Raw genomic sequence first — 17,200 nt, forward strand, 5'->3', positions numbered from 1 at the left:
GAGCTACAAGGAGCAGCGCGAGCTGGAGGCCCTGCCCGCACGCATCGAAGCCCTGGAGACCGAGCAGAAGACGCTGCAGGCGCGCCTGGCGGACGGCACGCTCTACGCCAGCGACGGCGCGCTCGCGGCCCAGTTCGCCGCCCGCAACGCCGCCATCGAGGACGAACTGATGGCCGCCCTGGAGCGCTGGGAAGCGCTGGGCGGCAGCTGAGCCGGCGGCGTCCGTCGCCGCCGTCCTTCAGCCAGGCGAGCCCGCGGCCGACCTGGGTCGGCCCCACGGCCGGGCCAGCGCCCGTAGAGTCGTGGCATGCCCCGGCTCGGCCTTTCGAACTGGTTCCTCGCCGCCTGCCTCGCGCTGCTCTGCGGCGCTTGTGCCAGCCTGCCGCCCCCGGCGCCGCACGCGGCCGAAACGGCCTGGGCCAGCCCCCAGGCGACCGCGCTGGGCCAATGGGTGGCGCGGCGCCGTGCGGCCGACCCCAGCCCGCGTGACAGCGGCTTCCTGCTGCTGGGCGCCGAGCATGCGGCCTTCGCAGCGCGGCTGGCACTGGTGCAGCAGGCCCAGCGCACCCTGGACCTGCAGTACTACGCCATCCATGCCGACGCCACCACCGAGGTGCTGCTGGAGGCGCTGCGCGGCGCGGCCCGGCGCGGCGTGCGCGTGCGCATCCTGCTGGACGACTTCAACACCGTGGGCCGCGACGCCCAGGTGCTGCGCCTGGCCTTCGAGCCGAACGTGCAGCTGCGCCTGTTCAATCCGCTGCCGGGCTCGCGCGACTCGCTGGTCGGCCGGCTGCTGATGTCGCTGCGCGACCTGCCGCTGGCCGGCAAGCGCATGCACAACAAGCTCTTCATCGCCGACAACGCGGCCGCGGTGGCCGGCGGGCGCAACCTGGGCGACGCCTACTTCGGCGCCGACGGCAAGAGCAACTTCGTCGACCTGGACGTGCTCGCCGCGGGCGGGGTGGTGCGCGACCTGTCGGCCAGCTTCGACCGCTACTGGAACGACGAGCTGGCCTACCCGGTGCAGTCCCTGATCAGCCGCGCCGACCTGGAAACCTTGCGGCGCGAGGCCGCCTCAGCCGCCGCGCCCGCGGACAGGCCCCGGCCGGCGGGCGAGTCGCTGCCCCAGGCCGCAGCGCCGCAGGCGGCCCGCCCGGCCGCCTCCGCCGCCGTCCTGCAGGTGGCGGCCAGCGTGCTGCCCGGCATGACGCGCACCGCCGTGGTCTCGGCGCGCATGCCGCCGCTGGACCTGGACAGCGTGCCGCTCACCTGGGCCCCGGCCGCCGTGCTGGCCGACGCGCCCGGCAAGATCGGGCCCGACGATGACGAGGCGAACGCCGGCGACACCGTGGTCGACGGCCTGCTGCAGCTGATGGGCCAGGCCCGCCAGGACGTGCTGGTGGTCACGCCCTACTTCATCCCCGGCCGCTCCGTCATGCAGACCTTCGCCGACCTGCGGGCGCGCGGCGTGCGCGTGCGGGTGCTGACGAACTCGCTGGCCTCCAACGACGCGATCGCCGCCCACGCGGGCTATGCGCGCCACCGCGCGGCCCTGCTGGCGCTGGGCGTCGAGCTCTACGAGATGCGGGCCGCGCCCGGCGAGGCCGGGGTGAGCCTGGGCGGCTCGGCGCGCGGCGGGCTGGGCTCCGCCGGGGGCGGTTCCAAGAGCGGCGCGCCGCATGCCAGCCTGCACTCCAAGGCCCTGGTGGTGGACGGCCGCAGCGTGGTGATCGGCTCCATGAACCTGGACCTGCGTTCGCAGCGCAAGAACAGCGAGGTCGCCCTGCTGGTGCGCAGCGCGGTGCTGGCCCGCGGCGTGCAGTCGCGGGTCGAGGGCGTGCTCGCCAGCAACGCCTACCGCGTGCTGGCCACGCCCGGCGGCCTGCTGTGGAAGGCCCCGCCGGGCGCGGCCTTCGGCGACAGCCGCGAGGAACCGCTGGCCGGTGCGCGGCTGCGGGCGCTGGCGGCCCTGGTCGCCCCATTCGCCCCGGACGAGCTGCTGTAGGCGCCGCCTCAGGCCATGCTGCGCACGGTGCGGGCGTAGACCTTCCAGAACGCCGCGTCCTGGGTGGTGGCGAAGTTGATGCGCATCAGCGTCGACGGCTTGCGCTCGGCGTGGAAGAGCGAGCCCGGCGCCAGCAGGTAGCCCTCGTCCAGCAGGCGCTGGGCCAGCGCGTCGGTGTCCACCCCGGTGTCCACCCAGCCGAACATGCCGGCCGGCTCGGCGGCGAAGCGGCAGCCGGCCTGCAGCGCCAGCTTGACGCTGCGGCTGCGCGCGGCGTCCAGGCGGGTGCGTATGCGCTCCGAATGCCGGCGCAGCTGGCCCTGCTCCATGCACAGCGCCAGCGCCTTCTCCAGCAGCGCCGGCGTGGTCAGGGTGGCCAGCAGCTTGGTGTCCAGCAGCTTCTCGATCAGCGAGGGGTGGGCCGCGAGGAAACCCACCCGCCAGTTGGGCGCCAGGATCTTGGCGAAGCCGCCCACGTGGATGGTGCGCTGCAGCCCGTCCAGCGCGCACAGCCGCGGCGCGTGCGTGGGCGCGATGTGGCTGTAGGTGTCGTCCTCGACGATGTGGAAGCCGTGGCGCGTCGCCAGCTGCAGCACCCGGTGGGCGCTGCCCGGCGAGAGGCTGTAGCCGGTCGGGTTGTGGAACACGCTCACGCTCACGTACAGGCGCGGCTGGTGCGCCTCGCAGTAGCGCTCCATCACCTCCAGGTCGGGGCCGTCGGCGCGGCGCGGCACCGGCAGCAGGCGCATGCCCAGCGCGTTCAGGCGCGCGAACTCCACCGCCCAGCCCGGTTCCTCCACCATCACCGGGTCGCCCGGGCGCAGCAGGGCCCGGCTCACGATGTCCAGGGCGTGCGTGGCGCCCACGGTGGTGATGATGTGCTCGGGCGCGGCGTGCACGTTGAGCGCCGCCAGCTTGGCCGACAGGGCCCGCCGCAGGCCGCTGTCGCCCTTGGGCTCGCCGTACGCAAGCGAGAACTGCTCCAGCCCACGCCCCTGCACCACCTTGCGCACCGCGGCCGGCATGAAGCTGGATGCCAGCCACTCCGGCGGCAGCACGCCCATGCCGGGCTGCGGCTTGTCGTTGGCCTGGTGGAACATGCCGCGGATCAGGGCGGTCGCGTCGATGGGGGCCGGCCGCGGCGCGGCCGCACCGGTGGCCGTGCCCCAGGCCGGCAGCGCGGCCGCGCCACCCGCCGGCGGCGCGGCCGGACCCGCCCCGCCGGCCGGGGCGGGCGGGGCCGGGGGCTCCTGCCGGGTCTCGCGCACGTAGAAGCCGCGTTGCGGACGCGCCTCCACCAGACCCTGCGCCAGCAGCTGGTCGTAGGCGGCCACCACCGTGGACGGGCTGACCGCGTGCTGGGCCGCGCACTGGCGCACCGAGGGCAGCCGGGCCCCGGGCGCCAGCAGGCGGTCACGGATGCGTTGGGCGAAGCGGGCGGACAGCTGCTCGGTGAGCGACTGGGCGGCGGATTTCATCAGCATGGCGGTCTCGTGTACTGGCGGTCCCACCCATACAGATGCTGCACTGCGCTGATCAACTGTATTGGTTGTGTACTGGCGGCAAGACTACATTGGACGCCATGGACGCGCAAGCCCGACCCACCATCGCCCCCGCACCGCAGCGCCAGGCACGGGGCACGGCCGGCCTGGGGCTGGGCCTGCTGGCCATCGTGGTGTTCGCGCTGACGCTGCCCATGACCCGGCTCGCGGTGGGCACGCCGCAGGCGCCGCAGATGTCTGGCGCCTTCATCGCCCTGGGCCGCGCCGCGGTCGCGGCCGTGCTCTCGGCCGTGTTCCTGCTGGCCACGCGCGCACGTCGTCCCCAGGGCGGCGAATGGTGGGGGCTGGCCGTCACCGCGGCCGGCGTGGTGTTCGGCTTTCCGCTGCTCACGTCGATCGCCCTGCGGCACGTGGAGGCGGTGCACGCCAGCGTGATCGTGGGCGTGCTGCCCCTGGCGACCGCGGCCGTGGGGGCCTTCCTGCATGGCCAGCGGCCCTCGGCCGGCTTCTGGCTGTGCGCCGCCGCCGGCAGTGCGCTGGTGGTGGTCTATGCGCTGTGGCACGGCGACGGCGACTTCGCGCTCGCGCCGGCCGACGTGCTCCTGCTGGGCGCCATGGCCTGCGCCGCCATCGGCTACGGCTGGGGCGCGCGCCTGTCGCAGCAGATGCGCGCCGAGCACGTGATCTGCTGGGCGCTGGTGCTCTCCTTCCCCCTGACCCTGCCGCTGGCGCTGCTGACCCGGCCGCAGGCCGCCCTGCCCGCCTCGGCCTGGTGGGGCTTCGGCTACGTCGCCGTGTTTTCCATGTGGCTGGGCTTCTTCGCCTGGTACCGCGCGCTGGCCCTGGGCGGCACCGTGCGCGTGAGCCAGGTGCAGCTGCTGCAGCCCTTCCTGTCCATGCTGTTCGCCGTCCCCCTGCTGGGCGAACACCTGGACGCCGCCACGGTCGCCTTCGGCGCGGCCGTGATCGCCACCGTCGCCATCGGCAAGCGGATGCCGGTGCGCACGCACGCCTGAGAAAGCCATGAAACCGAACGACCTGCCCGGCACCCGCTGGACCCTGGCGCAACGCGCCGCGCGCATGAACCCCTCGGTGATCCGCGAGATCCTGAAGGTCACCGAGCAGCCCGGCATCATCAGTTTCGCCGGCGGCCTGCCCTCGGCCCGCACCTTCCCGGTGGACGCCTTCGCCGAGGCCTGCGCCCGGGTGCTGGCCGACGACGGCCCGGCGGCGCTGCAGTACGCGGCCAGCGAAGGCTGGGGACCGCTGCGCGAGCAGGTGGCGGCCATGCTGCCCTGGCCCGTCCAGCCCTCGCAGGTGCTGATCACCACCGGCTCGCAGCAGGCCCTGGACCTGGTCGGCAAGGTGATGATCGACGCGGGGTCCCGCGTGCTGGTGGAAACGCCCACCTACCTGGGCGCGCTGCAGGCCTTCGCCCCCATGGAGCCCGTGGTCGAGGGCGTGGCCGGCGACGCCAGCGGCCCCGACATGGACGACCTGCGCGCCCGGGCCCCGGGCGCCCGCTTCTTCTACGTGCTGCCCAACTTCCAGAACCCGAGCGGCCGCACCCTGGGCGAGGCGCAGCGCGAGGCCCTGGTCGAGACGGCCGCCGCGACCGGCCTGCCCCTGCTCGAGGACAACCCCTACGGCGAACTCTGGTTCGACCAGCCGCCGCCGGCGCCCCTGGCGGCGCGCCTGCCCGGCGGCTGCCTCTACCTGGGTTCCTTCTCCAAGGTGCTGGCGCCCGGGCTGCGGCTGGGCTGGGTGGTCGCGCCGCCGGCCCTCTTTCCCAAGCTGCTGCAGGCCAAGCAGGCGGCCGACCTGCACACCCCCGGCTTCAACCAGCGGCTGGTGAGCGAGGTGATGAAGAACGGCTTCCTGGACCGCCACGTGCCCGGCATCCGCGCGCTCTACCGCCGCCAGCGCGACGCCATGCTGGCGGCGCTGGAGCGCGAGATGCAGGGCCTGGGCGTGCACTGGAACCGGCCCGAGGGCGGCATGTTCCTGTGGGCCCGGCTGCCCGCCGGCATGGACGCGGCGCAGCTGCTGCCCCGGGCCGTGGCCCGCGGCGTGGCCTTCGTGCCCGGCGCCGCGTTCTACGCCGGCGAGGCCGACGCGCGCACGCTGCGCCTGTCCTTCGTCACCGCGAGCGCGGACGAGATCGACCGTGGCATCGCCGCCCTGGCCGCCGCGATCCGCGAACACGCGCCCAGCGCCTGAGCCGGGCACACTCCGCCCATGACGACATCCGCCCCCGCCCCCCTGCGCCTGCGCGACTTCCGCCAGGTGGACGTGTTCACCGCCGTGCCCCTGCGCGGCAACCCGCTGGCCGTGGTGATGGACGGCACGGGCCTGGACGACGCCACCCTGCAGCGCTTCGCCCAGTGGACGAACCTGTCGGAGACCACCTTCCTGCTGCCGCCCACGGCACCCGGGGCCGACTACCGCGTGCGCATCTTCACCCCCGGCGGAGAGCTGCCCTTCGCCGGCCATCCCACGCTGGGCAGCTGCCACGCCTGGCTGGAGGCGGGCGGGCGGCCGCGCGAGCCCGGCCGCATCGTGCAGGAGTGCGCGGTGGGCCTCGTCGCCCTGGTGCGCCGGGACGACGGGGCGCTGGCCTTCGAGGCGCCCCCCGTGAAGCGCAGCACCCCCGACGCCGCGCTGCTGGCCCAGGTGCGCGAGGCGCTGGGCCTGCAGCCGCAGGAACTGCTGGCGGCCCAGTCGCTGGACAACGGGCCGGTGTGGCTGGGGCTGCTGCTGGACACGCCCGCCACCGTGCTGCGCCTGGCCCCCGACCACGCCCGCCTGAAGGCCCTGGGCACCAAGGTCGGCGTGGCCGCGCGCCACGCTGCGCCCGGCCCCGACGGCCTGGACCTGGAAGTGCGCGCCTTCGCCGCGCCCATCGGCATCCCGGAAGACCCGGTCACCGGCAGCCTGAACGCGTCGCTGGCGCAGTGGCTGGTGGACGACGGGCACCTGCCCGCCGCCTACCGCGCGGGCCAGGGCCGCTGCCTGGGCCGCGACGGCCGGGTGCAGCTCACCCGCGACGCGGCCGGCCACACCTGGGTGGGCGGCCACAGCGTCACCTGCATCACGGGCCAGGTGCGCCTGTAGGCGGCCGGGGGGCCGCGCATCGGCTCGCATCGCCCGTGGCGGTCGCCCGGGCGACTGGCGGCCTCGCACCCCGCCCACGACAATCCCGGCCATGGGAACGCTTTACATGGTGCGCCACGGCCAGGCTTCGCTGGGCGCCGACGACTACGACCAGCTCAGTGAGCTCGGCTTCCGGCAGAGCGTGCGGCTGGGGCAGTTCTTCGCCGCCAAGGGGCTGCGCTTCGACGCGCTGGTCGCCGGCACGCTGCGGCGCCACCAGCAGACCCTGGCGGGCATCCTGGAAGGCATGGGCCAGGCCGGCGAGCACCTGCCCTGGGCCGGCCTGAACGAATACGACAGCGAAGCGGTGATCGCCACGGTGCACCCGCTGCCCCTGGCCAGGCCCGACAACCCCGAGGCCTACCGCGCGCACTTCCGCATGCTGCGCGACGGGCTCGCGCAGTGGATGGCGGGCACGGTGAGCCCGCGCGGCATGCCCAGCTATCCCGACTTCGTGGCCGGCGTCACCGGCGCCCTGGCGCACGTCCGCGCCCACCACACCGGCCAGAACGTGCTCATGGTGTCCAGCGGCGGCCCCATCTCCACCGCCGTCGGCCATGTGCTGGGGACCACGCCCGAAACCACCATCGAGCTCAACCTGCGCATGCGCAACAGCTCCATCACCGAGTTCGCGATCACGCCCAGGCGCCTGTCGCTGCTCAGCTTCAATGCGGTGCCGCACCTGGAGACGCCGGAGCACGCCGGCTGGATGACCCACGCCTGAGCCGCCGCGCCACGCGCGGCTACACTCCGCCCATGGATTCGGGGACCTCGACGCCGCAGCCCGGCTGGGTGATCTGCCTGTGCGCGGAATGGTGCGGCACCTGCCGCGAGTGGCGTGCCGCCTTCGAGGCCGCGCAGGCCGCGCACCCCGAACTGCGCTTCGCCTGGGTCGACATCGAGGACGAATCGGACGCCATGGGCGAGGTGGACGTGGAGACCTTCCCCACCCTGCTGGTCGCCCGTGGCACCCGGCCGCTCTTCCTGGGGCCGGTGCTGCCCTCCGCCCCCGGCTTCGAGCGCCTGCTCGCCAGCCTGCTGCACGGCGGGGATGAGCAGCCCTCGGCCACCGTGCCCGCCGAAGCCGGCCCGTTGCTGGCGCGCCTCACCGGTCGTGTGCTAGCGAAACCATAGCTACGAACCGTAACCCGGCAAGGCCGGGTCCTACAGTCAGCAGCAGACCTTCCTGACGGCTGGCCCACGGGTAAACACGCTGAATGATGCCGTGGCCACTGAAAACGACGGCCATGAAGTACCAACGCTTTTTGATTCAGGAGAATCCCACCATGGCATCCAGCAACCAGGGCAACGAAGGCCGCAAAGGCACCTCCAACCGGGGCTTCGCATCGATGGATCCGCAGCGCCAGCGCGAGATCGCGAGCGAAGGCGGCCGGGCCGCGCACGAAAAGGGCACGGCGCACGAGTTCACCTCGGAAGAAGCCCGGGAAGCCGGCCGCAAGGGGGGCCAGGCCCGCAGCCAGGCCAACCGCGCGCGCTCGGGCAACAGCGGCAACAGCCGCTGAGGCCCGCACCGGCAGGCACGCAGGGCCGCCTTCGGGCGGCCCTTTTTTCGCGCGCGTCAATGCGGGCGGCTGCGCGGCGTGCCGCTGGCACTGCCGCCGCCGGCGGCGCCGCTGGCCTGGGACTGGTTGGATCGATCGGGTTCGGCCGGGCTGGAGATATCGCCCAGGGACATCGCCACGTCGCCTTCGTCGTCCGCGTCCTTGGCGGCGATGTCGCCCAGGGACAGGATGCCGACCAGCTTGTCCTGGCGGTCAAGGACCGGCATGCGTCGCACCTGCGAGTCCGCCATCTGGCCGAGCACCTGGTCGACATCGTCGTCCTCGTGCACGCAGCGCACGTGCGTGCTCATCACGTCCTCGAGCTTCATGGCGCGCAGGTCCTGGTCCTGGGCGACGCCGCGCACCACGATGTCACGGTCGGTCACCATGCCCACCACGCGCTCGCCCTCGCACACGGGGATGGCGCCCACGTTGAGCTCGTCCATGGCCTGTGCCGCCTGCACCAGCCGGTCCTGCGGCGCCATGCTGCGCACGCCGCGGGTCATCACTTCTGCCACTGTGGTCATCCTGCTGCTCCTGGGTTGGGAAGCATCCCAATCTAGCCCGGGTCCGGGCCGCCGGTGTCGGCGGGTTCGCAAGCGCGGGTAGGAGGCCGGCGCGGGACGCCGGCGCGCAGGTTTCTCAGTGGTTTCTCAGTCGGCCAGGGTGGACAGCGGCAGGCTCGCGATCTCCTGCAGCAGCTGGGCCAGGGCCTGGCCGGCGGCGTCGACCAGCGCCTGGCCCTGCGCCGACGTGGCGGCGGCCGCGTTGCCGGCCGCCCCCTCGGGGTTGTAGTCCTGCATGTGCCAGCCCAGCTTGGCCGAGCGGCCGTCGCCCAGGATGGGGTGGCGCGCCGCGCGTTCGCGCGAGGCCGAGGGGAAGTCGCGCGCCATCGCGCTGCGCACCAGGCCCGGCGCCAGCGACAGCATCATGGAGGTCTCGATGCCGCCTGCGTGCACGCCGAAGCGGTGCTCGTCGGCGCTGAAGGCCGCGGCCGCGTCGCCCAGGGGCAGGTTCCACCAGCTGCAGCCGTAGGTGATGAGCCGGGCGCGGCCCCGCAGTTCGCGCGCGGCGATGTCCATCAGGCTGTGCTGGCCGCCGTGGGTGTTGAACAGCAGCAGCTTGCGCACGCCGGCCCGGGCCACGCATTCGCCCAGCGCGATCCAGCTGGCCAGCACGGTCTCGTAGGGCAGCGTGAGCGTGCCCGCGAAGGCCGCGTGCTCGGGGCTGTAGCCCACGGCCTGCGTGGGCAGCACCAGCACGCTGGCCGAGGCCGGCAGACGCGGCAGGGCCGCGGCCACGATGCCGTCGGCCAGGCACTGGTCCACGCGCAGCGGCAGGTGCGGCCCGTGCTGTTCGGTGGCACCCAGCGGCAGCACGGCCACGGTGCATGCGGGGTCGAGCACGGCGAAATCGCGCGTGCTCAGGTCGGCCCAGAAGCGGGAGCTGCTCATGCGTGCATGTTAGCGCCCGGCCAGCGCCGCCTGCGCGGCCGCCGCGATGGACATCGCATCGACGCCGAACCAGGCCCGCAGCGCGGCCCGGGTGTCGCTGCGCCCGAAGCCGTCGGTGCCCAGGGTGAGGTAGCGCCGTCCCGCAGGCACGTAGGCGCGAATCGCCTCCGGCACCGCGCACACGTAGTCGCTGGCGGCGACGATGGGGCCCTCGCCGTGCAGCAGCTGCGCCACGTGCGGGGCGGGGGCCTCCTCGTCGGCCAGGCGCCGGGCCTCCCAGGCCCGGCCTTCGCGCGCGAGTTCGCTCCAGCTGGTGATGCTCAGCACCTCGCAGGCCACGCCTTCGCGCGCCAGCAAGGTCGCCGCCTTCATAACCTCGCCCACGATGGCGCCCGAACCCAGCAGGGTGACGCGCCCGCGCAGAGTGCCTTCGGCCGCGACCTCGGCGAAGCGGTAGCCGCCCTGCATCACCGCATCCTCCACGCCGGCGGGCAGGTCGGGCTGGGCGTAGTTCTCGTTGCCCAGCGTGATGTAGTGGAAGACGTCGCGCTGCTCGACCAGCATCTCCTGCATGCCGCGGTGCAGGATGACCGCCAGCTCGCCGGCGAAGGCCGGGTCCCAGGCCCGGCAGTTCGGGATGCTGGCCGCCACGAGGTGGCTGCTGCCGTCCTGGTGCTGCAGGCCCTCGCCGGCCAGCGTGGTGCGGCCCGCGGTCGCGCCCAGCAGGAAGCCGCGCGCGCGCTGGTCCGCCGCCGCCCAGATCGCGTCGCCCACGCGCTGGAAGCCGAACATGGAGTAGTAGATGTAGAACGGCATCATCGGGAAGCCGTGCACGCTGTAGCTGGTGGCCGCGGCCGTCCAGCTGGCGATGGCGCCGGCCTCGCTGATGCCCTCCTCCAGGATCTGGCCATCCAGCGCCTCGCGGTAGCTCAGCACCGAGCCGATGTCCTCCGGCTCGTAGTGCTGCCCCACGCTGGAATAGATGCCCACCTGCTTGAACAGGTTGGCCATGCCGAAGGTGCGCGCCTCGTCGGCCACGATGGGCACGATGCGCGGGCCCAGGGCCGGGTCCTTGAGCAGCTGGCCCAGCAGGCGCACGAAGGCCATGGTGGTGGACATCCCCTTGCCCCCCGCCGCCACCGCGAAGCCGGCGAAGGCGGCCAGCGGCGGCACCGCCAGCGGCGCATCGGCCACGGTGCGGCGCGGGATGGGCCCGCCCAGGGCCTCGCGGCGCTCGCGCAGGTAGCGCATCTCGGGCGCGTCCGCCGGCGGGCGGAAGAAGGCGAGCGAACGCGCATCCTCGTCCGACAGCGGCAGGTCGAAGCGGTTGCGGAAGGCCAGCAGGGCCTCGTCGTCCAGCTTCTTCTGGCTGTGCGTGGTCATTCGCCCCTGGCCGGCCGTGCCCATGCCGTAGCCCTTCTTGGTGTGGGCCAGCACCACCACCGGCTCGCCACTGTGGGCCGCCGCCGCGGCGTAGGCGGCGTGGATCTTCACGATGTCGTGGCCGCCGCGGCGCAGGCGGTCGATCTGCTCGTCCGTCATGCCCTGCGCCAGGCGGGCGAGCTCGGGGTCCTGGCCGAAGAAGTTCTCGCGGTTGAAGCGGCCGTCCTTGGCGGCGAAGGTCTGCATCTGGCCGTCCACCGTGTGGGCGAAGGCCCGCGCCAGCGCACCCGTGGTGTCGCGGGCGAAGAGGCCGTCCCAGTCACTGCCCCACAGCAGCTTGATCACGCGCCAGCCGGCCCCGCGGAACAGCTTCTCCAGCTCGTCCACGATGCGGCCGTTGCCGCGCACCGGGCCGTCCAGGCGCTGCAGGTTGCAGTTCACCACCCAGACCAGGTTGTCCAGCCGCTCGCGCGAGGCCAGCGTGAGCGCGCTCATGCTCTCGGGCTCGTCCATCTCGCCATCGCCGAACACGCCCCAGACCTTGCGCCCGCTGCAGTCCAGCAGCCCGCGGTGCGTGAGGTAGCGCATGAAGCGCGCGTGGTAGATCGAGCTGATCGGCCCCAGGCCCATGGAGCCGGTAGGGAACTGCCAGAAGTCGGGCATCAGCCAGGGGTGGGGGTAGCTGGGCAGGCCACGCGCGCCGGCCCGCGCGCCGGTGATCTCCCGGCGGTAGTGGGCCAGGTCCTGTTCGGCGAGGCGGCCCTCCAGGAAGGCGCGGGCATAGAGCCCGGGCGCACTGTGCGGCTGGTAGAAGACCAGGTCGCGGGCGTGGAAGAAGTGGTTGAAGCCGACCTCGAACAGGTCGGCGGCGCTGGCGTAGCTCGCGATGTGGCCGCCCAGCTCCGGGTGCGCGGCGTTGGCGCGCGCCACCATGGCCAGCGCGTTCCAGCGCATCAGCGACGCGAGCTTCTCCTCGATCGCCAGGTCGCCGGGAAAGCGCGGCTGCGCATCGACCGGCACCGTGTTCAGGTAGGGCGTGACCAGGCCCGGCGCCCAGGCCACGTGCGGGTCGCGCGCGAGCTCGGCCAGGCGGTCCAGGATGAAGCGGGCGCGCTCCGGCCCCTCGCGCTCCACCAGGGCCAGGAAGGCGTCGCGCCATTCGGCGGTTTCGTGGGGGTCGGAGTCGGCGGGCCGTGCAGGGGACAGGGCCGGCAGGCCAGTGCTGGGAACGCTCATGCCGCTACTCTAGGCCTTCGTGGTCTTGCCCGCAGCAGGACGGGCCCCCTGGGCGAAAGGGCGACAATGCAGGGATGACCGAAGAGCTCTTCCGCAGCGACGGCTACCTGCGCGAATGCGAGGCGCGCATCACCGCCGTCTCCCCCCAGGGCATCGAACTCGACCGCACCGTGTTCTACCCGCTGGGCGGCGGCCAGGCCGGCGACAGCGGCCACCTGCTGCTGGCGGACGGCCGCGCGCTCGCCATCGCCGACACGCGCAAGGCCAAGGACGACGCCGGCCAGCCCACCGGCGCCATCGCCCACGTGCCGGCGCCGGGCCAGGAGGAACTGCTCGCCAGCCTCAGCCCGGGCCTCGCCGTCACGGCCCGCATCGACTGGGAACGCCGCCACCGCCTGATGCGCTTCCACACCACCACGCACCTGCTGTGCCACCTGGTGCCGCAGCTGGTCAACGGCTGCTCCATCACGCCCGACTACGCCCGGCTGGATTTCGCGATGACCGATCCGTTGGACAAGGACGCGCTGACCGAGGGCATCGCCCGCCTGGTGGCCGCCGGCCACCCGGTCACCATCGCCTCCATCAGCGACGCCGAGCTCGACGCCAACCCGGCGCTGGTCAAGAGCATGTCGGTGCAGCCGCCGCGCGGCAGCGGCCGGGTGCGCACCGTGCGCGTGGGCGCCGAGGGCGCAACGATCGACTACCAGCCCTGCGGCGGCACCCACGTGGCCAACACGGCCGAGATCGGCGCCGTCGTCGTGACCAAGATCGAGAAGAAGAGCGCCAGCACGCGCCGCGTGGTGCTGGGGTTCGCGCCATGAGGGCCGGCCTCGCGACGATGCTGGCCGGGGTGCTGATGGCCTGCCTGCCGGCGGCCCGGGCGCAGGTCGACCCGGCCGTGGTCACCACGCCCCACGTGCGCGCCGAGCTGGTGGCGCAGGCGCCCGAGGGCGTCGCCCCGGGCAAGCCGGTCTGGCTGGGCCTGTCCCTCACGCACCAGCCGGAGTGGCACACCTACTGGAAGAACGCCGGCGATTCGGGCCTGCCGACCCAGCTGAGCTGGACGCTGCCGCCGGGCGTCACGGCCGGCGAGATCGCCTGGCCCGTGCCGCGCAAGATTCCCGTCGGCAACCTGGCCAACTACGGCTACGAGGGCACGGTGCTGCTGCCGGTCCCGCTGACCGTCGCGCCGGACTTCAAGCCCGCCGGTCCCCTGGGCAGCGACCTGGAGGTCAAGCTGCAGGCCAGCTGGCTGGTGTGCCGCAAGGAGTGCGTGCCCGAGGAAGGCAGCTTCACGCTGCGCCTGCCGCTGGCCAGCACCACCGCGCTGCATGCTGCCGAGTTCGAGCAGGCGCTGGCCGCCCACCCCCGGCCGCTGCAGGGCAAGGCGCAGGTCCAGGTGCAGGGCCAGGCCCTGCAGGTCAAGGTCGACGGCCTGCCCGCCTCGCTGCAGGGCAAGACGCTGGACTTCTTCCCCGAGACCGCCGAGGTGATCGAGACCGCCGCCGCCTGGAAGCAGCAGTGGCAGGGCGCCACCTGGACCGCCGAGGTGCCGCTCTCGCCGCAGCGCACCCAGTCGCCCTCGCCCATGCCGCTGGTGGTGGCGCTGGGCACGCAGGGCTTCCGCGCCGAGGCGTCGGTGCAAGGCAGCTGGCCGCCCGCGCCCGGCGCGCAGGCGGCCGCCGTGTCGCCGGCGCTGGAAGCCGCCCTTCGCAGCAACGCGGCCGAAGCGCCGCCACCGCCCGCCGGGCCGCCGCCCAGCCTCTGGGCGGCCCTGCTGGGCGCGCTGCTGGGCGGCATGATCCTCAACCTCATGCCCTGCGTGTTCCCGGTGCTGGCCATCAAGGTCATGGGCTTCGCGCGCCATGCCGGCGACCGGCGGGGCCACCGCCTCGCCGGCTTGGCCTATTCTGTGGGCGTGGTGCTGTCCTTCTTGGTGCTGGGCCTGGTGCTGGCCGGCCTGCGCTCGGCCGGCGAGCAGCTGGGCTGGGGCTTCCAGCTGCAGTCGCCCGCCTTCGTCGCCGCGCTGGCCGCGCTCTTCACCCTGATGGGCCTGAACCTGGCCGGGCTGTTCGAGTTCGGCGGCCTGCTGCCCTCGCGCGTGGCGGCCCTGGAAGCGCGCCACCCGGTGGGCAACGCCTTCCTCTCAGGCGTGCTGGCGGTGGCCATCGCCTCGCCCTGCACGGCGCCCTTCATGGGCGCCTCGCTGGGCCTGGCCGCCGCCCTGCCGGCGGCGCAGGCGCTGGCGGTGTTCGGCGCCCTGGGCGTGGGCATGGCCCTGCCCTACCTGGCCGCGAGCTGGGTGCCGGCCGTGGCCCGGCTGCTGCCGCGCCCCGGCCCCTGGATGGCGGTCTTCCGCCGGCTGATGGCCTTCCCCATGTTCGCCACGGTGGCCTGGCTCACCTGGGTGCTGGGCCAGCAGAGCGGCATCGACGGCGCAACCGCCCTGCTCGCGCTGCTCATCGCGCTCGCGATGATGGCCTGGGCGCTGACCCTGCCCGGCCGCAGCCGGGCTGTGGTGGGCGCCATCGCGCTCGCCTCGCTGGCGCTCACCGGCGCCTGGCTGGTGGGCAGCCTCGCGCGGCCGCCCGCCACCGCGGGCGCCGCCGTCGCCGAGGGCCCGTGGCAGCCCTGGTCGACGGCCCGCGTGGACCAGTTGCTGGCCGAGGGCCGGCCGGTCTTCGTGGACTTCACCGCCGCCTGGTGCGTGACCTGCCAGATCAACAAGAAGACCACGCTGGGGCGCCCCGAGGTGCTGGCCGCGCTGGCGGCCAAGAACGTCGCCCTGCTGCGCGCCGACTGGACGCGGCGCGACCCCGAGATCACGCAGGCGCTGGCGAAGCTGGGCCGCAACGGCGTGCCGGTGTACGTGTTCCTCAGCCCGGGCAAGGCCCCGCAGGTGCTGTCCGAGGTGCTGGGCGTGCGCGACATGCAGGAGGCCATCGGCCGGCTATGAACTCCATCCGCGAAATCCGACGCATCCTCGAGACCTGCCGCAACATCGCGGTGGTCGGCCTCTCGCCGCAGTGGCACCGGCCGAGCTACTTCGCCGCCAAGTACATGCAGGCGCATGGCTACCACATCATCCCGGTCAACCCGGGCGCAACGCAGATCCTCGGCCAGAAGAGCTACCCCAGCGTGAGCGAGGCGGCCAAGGAGCACCGCATCGACATCGTCGACTGCTTCCGCCGCACCGAGGACATCGGGCCACTGTGCGAGGAGGCGATCGCCGTCGGCGCCAAGTGCCTCTGGCAGCAGATCGGCGTGAAGAACCAGGACGCCTACGACCGCGCGAAGGCGGCCGGGCTGATGGCGGTGATGGACCGCTGCGTGAAGATCGAACATGCGCGCCTGTACGGCGGCCTGGGCTGGGCGGGCGTGAACACCCGCGTCATCTCCGCCCGCCGCCCCCGGCAGCTTCCCTACTGAGCCCACTGGACCCAGCCATGAGCAGCGAGACCCCGAACGGCGGTGAAGACGCCGGCACGCAGGACCACGACTACGGCTTCGGCACCCGCGCCGTGCATGCGGGCGCCGTGCCCGACCCGGTGACGGGCGCGCGCGCGGTGCCCATCCACCAGACCACCAGCTTCGTCTTCGATTCGGCCGAGCACGCGGCCAGCCTGTTCAACCTGCAGACCTTCGGCAACGTCTACAGCCGCATCTCCAACCCCACGGTGGCGGTGCTGGAGGAGCGCGTCGCCTCGCTGGAAGGCGGCCGTGCCGCCCTGGCCTGCGCCAGCGGCATGGCGGCGCAGATGACGGCGCTGCTGGCCATCCTCAAGAACGGCGACCACATCGTCGCCGCCTCGACGCTGTACGGCGGCACGGTGGGCCAGCTGGGCGTGGGCTTCTCGCGCCTGGGCATAGAGACCACCTTCGTGGACCCCGAGGACCCGGAGAACTTCCGCCGCGCGATCCGCCCCAACACGCGCGCGGTGTACGGCGAGACCCTGGGCAACCCGCTAGTCAACGTGCTGGACATCGAAGCCGTCGCCGCCATCGCGCACGAACACGGCCTGCCGCTGGTCATCGACAACACGGTCGCCAGCCCCTACCTGTGCAACCCCTTCGACTTCGGCGCCGACATCGTGGTGCACAGCGCCACCAAGTACCTGGGCGGCCACGGCACCACCATGGCCGGCGTGGTGGTGGAGTCGGGCCGCTTCGACTGGGGCTCGCCGCTCTCGCGCGACAAGTTCCCGGAGATGCTGGAGCCCAGCCGGGCCTACCACGGCGTGAAGTTCTATGAAACCTTCGGCGACTTCGGCTACACGATGAAGGCGCGCATGGAGGTCAACCGCACCTTCGGCGGCTCGCTCTCCCCGCTCAACGCCTGGCTCATCCTGCAGGGCATCGAGACGCTGCACCTGCGCATGCAGGCGCACTGCCGCAATGCGATGGCGGTGGCGCGCTTCCTGTCCAGCCACCCGCAGGTGAGCTGGGTCAACTACCCCGGGCTGGAGAGCTCGCCGCACCACGCGCTGGCGAAGAAGCAGTTCCGCGCCATCGACGGCGGGCCCGGCTGCTCGGGCATCCTCACCTTCGGCATCAAGGCCGACGACCCGGTGGGCGCGGGCGAGCGCTTCATCGACCACTGCGAATTCCTGAGCCACCTGGCGAACATCGGCGACGCCAAGACGCTGGTCATCCACCCGGCCTCGACCACCCACCGCCAGCTGGATGAGGCCGAGCTCGCGCGCGCCGGCGTGCGGCCGGACATGATCCGGCTGTCGGTCGGCATCGAGGACGCGGACGACATCCTCTGGGACATCGACCAGGCCCTGCGCGCCGCCGCCTGACCCGTTCGGGCCAGATACATCCCCTTGCGCCGAGCCCACGGCGCTGCACACGCATGTGACACTGCCCGAGGCGGCTGGGCCCGGCCCTGCCTGCCTCATCAAC

The 17,200-nt window shown here is 73.3% G+C and carries 15 protein-coding genes and 1 pseudogene; 12 read left to right on the plus strand and 4 right to left on the minus strand.

Annotated elements, in window-relative coordinates:
• Both IM725_RS08130 and IM725_RS08135 read left to right on the plus strand, forming a co-directional pair.
• Window positions 1-211: pseudogene (locus IM725_RS08130) on the plus strand (ABC transporter ATP-binding protein); the annotation flags it as partial.
• A gap of 96 nt (window positions 212-307) precedes the next feature.
• Window positions 308-2,005, plus strand: coding sequence for a phospholipase D family protein (locus IM725_RS08135; protein ID WP_193780078.1), 1,698 nt, complete (start codon window positions 308-310; stop codon window positions 2,003-2,005).
• Window positions 2,006-2,013: 8 nt separating this feature from the next.
• On the opposite strand, the gene IM725_RS08140 is transcribed toward IM725_RS08135, so the two are convergent.
• Window positions 2,014-3,489 carry an aminotransferase-like domain-containing protein gene (locus tag IM725_RS08140; protein ID WP_193780079.1) on the minus strand — a complete coding sequence of 492 codons (1,476 nt, stop codon included), beginning with the start codon at window positions 3,487-3,489 and terminating at the stop codon, window positions 2,014-2,016.
• Between the two features lie 98 nt (window positions 3,490-3,587).
• Between IM725_RS08140 and IM725_RS08145 the strand changes: the two genes are divergently transcribed.
• From IM725_RS08145 to IM725_RS08170, 6 genes are all read left to right on the plus strand, one after another.
• Window positions 3,588-4,523 carry a DMT family transporter gene (locus IM725_RS08145; protein WP_193780080.1) on the plus strand — a complete coding sequence of 312 codons (936 nt, stop codon included), beginning with the start codon at window positions 3,588-3,590 and terminating at the stop codon, window positions 4,521-4,523.
• A 7-nt stretch (window positions 4,524-4,530) separates the two neighbouring features.
• The gene (locus IM725_RS08150) at window positions 4,531-5,727 is read left to right on the plus strand and encodes an aminotransferase-like domain-containing protein (RefSeq protein ID WP_193780081.1); all 1,197 of its coding nucleotides are present in this window, start codon (window positions 4,531-4,533) and stop codon (window positions 5,725-5,727) included.
• Window positions 5,728-5,769: 42 nt separating this feature from the next.
• Window positions 5,770-6,621: a PhzF family phenazine biosynthesis protein gene (locus IM725_RS08155; protein ID WP_193780118.1), complete on the plus strand. Its 852-nt coding sequence runs from the start codon at window positions 5,770-5,772 to the stop codon at window positions 6,619-6,621.
• 91 nt (window positions 6,622-6,712) lie between these two features.
• The gene (locus tag IM725_RS08160) at window positions 6,713-7,384 is read left to right on the plus strand and encodes a histidine phosphatase family protein (RefSeq protein WP_193780082.1); all 672 of its coding nucleotides are present in this window, start codon (window positions 6,713-6,715) and stop codon (window positions 7,382-7,384) included.
• Between the two features lie 32 nt (window positions 7,385-7,416).
• On the plus strand, window positions 7,417-7,794 hold the full coding sequence (locus IM725_RS08165) for a thioredoxin family protein (RefSeq protein ID WP_193780083.1): 378 nt from the start codon (window positions 7,417-7,419) through the stop codon (window positions 7,792-7,794).
• A 152-nt stretch (window positions 7,795-7,946) separates the two neighbouring features.
• Window positions 7,947-8,183, plus strand: coding sequence for a KGG domain-containing protein (locus IM725_RS08170; RefSeq protein ID WP_193780084.1), 237 nt, complete (start codon window positions 7,947-7,949; stop codon window positions 8,181-8,183).
• A gap of 56 nt (window positions 8,184-8,239) precedes the next feature.
• Here IM725_RS08170 and IM725_RS08175 read toward each other — a convergent pair whose 3' ends face one another.
• From IM725_RS08175 to mdeB, 3 genes are all read right to left on the minus strand, one after another.
• Window positions 8,240-8,749 carry a CBS domain-containing protein gene (locus IM725_RS08175; protein WP_193780085.1) on the minus strand — a complete coding sequence of 170 codons (510 nt, stop codon included), beginning with the start codon at window positions 8,747-8,749 and terminating at the stop codon, window positions 8,240-8,242.
• Window positions 8,750-8,875: 126 nt separating this feature from the next.
• Complete coding sequence (locus tag IM725_RS08180) at window positions 8,876-9,676, minus strand: creatininase family protein (protein WP_193780086.1); 801 nt, start codon at window positions 9,674-9,676, stop codon at window positions 8,876-8,878.
• 9 nt (window positions 9,677-9,685) lie between these two features.
• Window positions 9,686-12,295 (minus strand): alpha-ketoglutarate dehydrogenase, encoded by a 2,610-nt coding sequence (gene mdeB / locus IM725_RS08185; RefSeq protein WP_193780087.1) that lies wholly within the window; start codon window positions 12,293-12,295, stop codon window positions 9,686-9,688.
• A 74-nt stretch (window positions 12,296-12,369) separates the two neighbouring features.
• On the opposite strand from mdeB, the gene IM725_RS08190 reads away from it, so the two are divergent.
• The 4 genes from IM725_RS08190 to IM725_RS08205 are packed head-to-tail and all read left to right on the plus strand — an operon-like array spanning window position 12,370 to window position 17,097.
• Complete coding sequence (locus tag IM725_RS08190; RefSeq protein ID WP_193780088.1) at window positions 12,370-13,116, plus strand: alanyl-tRNA editing protein; 747 nt, start codon at window positions 12,370-12,372, stop codon at window positions 13,114-13,116.
• A gap of 35 nt (window positions 13,117-13,151) precedes the next feature.
• Window positions 13,152-15,251: a protein-disulfide reductase DsbD family protein gene (locus IM725_RS08195; protein ID WP_227753680.1), complete on the plus strand. Its 2,100-nt coding sequence runs from the start codon at window positions 13,152-13,154 to the stop codon at window positions 15,249-15,251.
• Window positions 15,248-15,724, plus strand: coding sequence for a CoA-binding protein (locus IM725_RS08200; protein WP_193780090.1), 477 nt, complete (start codon window positions 15,248-15,250; stop codon window positions 15,722-15,724). Before IM725_RS08195 ends, IM725_RS08200 begins: the two co-directional genes overlap by 4 nt.
• A gap of 17 nt (window positions 15,725-15,741) precedes the next feature.
• Entirely contained in the window at window positions 15,742-17,097 is a 1,356-nt protein-coding gene (locus tag IM725_RS08205; protein ID WP_193780091.1) for an O-acetylhomoserine aminocarboxypropyltransferase/cysteine synthase family protein, read from the plus strand.
• The last annotated feature ends 103 nt before the right edge of the window (window positions 17,098-17,200 follow it).

It is taken from the genome of Ramlibacter aquaticus, from assembly GCF_015159745.1.
Taxonomy (GTDB): Bacteria; Pseudomonadota; Gammaproteobacteria; order Burkholderiales; family Burkholderiaceae_C; genus Ramlibacter; species Ramlibacter aquaticus.